We start from the raw sequence: 1,369 nt of genomic DNA, 5'->3' as shown, positions 1-1,369 counted from the left end.
TACATATGCTGCAATGACACGACTTCGGCGGTACGCTTGAGCCCCGCTACATTGTCGGCGCGGAATCACTAGACCAGTGAGCTATTACGCACTCTTTCAAGGGTGGCTGCTTCTAAGCCAACCTCCTGGTTGTCTGTGCGACTCCACATCCTTTCCCACTTAGCGTACGCTTAGGGGCCTTAGTCGATGCTCTGGGCTGTTTCCCTCTCGACCATGGAGCTTATCCCCCACAGTCTCACTGCCGCGCTCTCACTTACCGGCATTCGGAGTTTGGCTAAGGTCAGTAACCCGGTAGGGCCCATCGCCTATCCAGTGCTCTACCTCCGGCAAGAAACACACGACGCTGCACCTAAATGCATTTCGGGGAGAACCAGCTATCACGGAGTTTGATTGGCCTTTCACCCCTAACCACAGGTCATCCCCCAGGTTTTCAACCCTGGTGGGTTCGGTCCTCCACGAAGTCTTACCTCCGCTTCAACCTGCCCATGGCTAGATCACTCCGCTTCGGGTCTTGAGCGTGCTACTGAAACGCCCTATTCGGACTCGCTTTCGCTACGGCTTCCCCACTCGGGTTAACCTCGCAACACACCGCAAACTCGCAGGCTCATTCTTCAAAAGGCACGCAGTCACGAGAACGTGCAAGCACGTTCCGACGCTCCCACGGCTTGTAGGCACACGGTTTCAGGTACTATTTCACTCCCCTCCCGGGGTACTTTTCACCATTCCCTCACGGTACTATCCGCTATCGGTCACCAGGGAATATTTAGGCTTAGCGGGTGGTCCCGCCAGATTCACACGGGATTTCTCGGGCCCCGTGCTACTTGGGTGTCTCTCAAACGAGCCGCTGACGTTTCGACTACGGGGGTCTTACCCTCTACGCCGGACCTTTCGCATGTCCTTCGCCTACATCAACGGTTTCTGACTCGTCTCACAGCCGGCAGACTGTGAAAGAGAGATCCCACAACCCCCCAAGCGCAACCCCTGCCGGGTCTCACACGCTTGAGGTTTGGCCTCATCCAGTTTCGCTCGCCACTACTCCCGGAATCACGGTTGTTTTCTCTTCCTGCGGGTACTGAGATGTTTCACTTCCCCGCGTTCCCTCCACTTGCCCTATGTGTTCAGGCAAGGGTGACAGCCCATGACGACTGCCGGGTTTCCCCATTCGGAAACCCCCGGATCAAAGCCTGGTTGACGACTCCCCGGGGACTATCGTGGCCTCCCACGTCCTTCATCGGTTCCTGGTGCCAAGGCATCCACCGTGCGCCCTTAAAAACTTGGCCACAGATGCTCGCGTCCACTGTGCAGTTCTCAAACAACGACCAGCCACCCGTCACACACCACTCACGCGATGCTTCACCGGGGCCGGCGT

At 57.2% G+C, this 1,369-nt stretch carries 1 rRNA gene (only partly in view); it reads right to left on the bottom strand.

Annotated features, from left to right (window positions below):
• Positions 1-1,280 (bottom strand): 23S ribosomal RNA (locus tag ACIQ9G_RS32760) (it extends 1,623 nt beyond the left edge of the window).
• Positions 1,281-1,369: the final 89 nt, after the last annotated feature.

Source organism: Streptomyces sp. NPDC096152 (genome assembly GCF_044763235.1).
In the GTDB taxonomy this organism is placed as follows: Bacteria; Actinomycetota; Actinomycetes; order Streptomycetales; family Streptomycetaceae; genus Streptomyces.
Note: the sequence above shows the minus strand (reverse complement) of the source record. Positions and strands in the feature narration are given on the sequence as shown.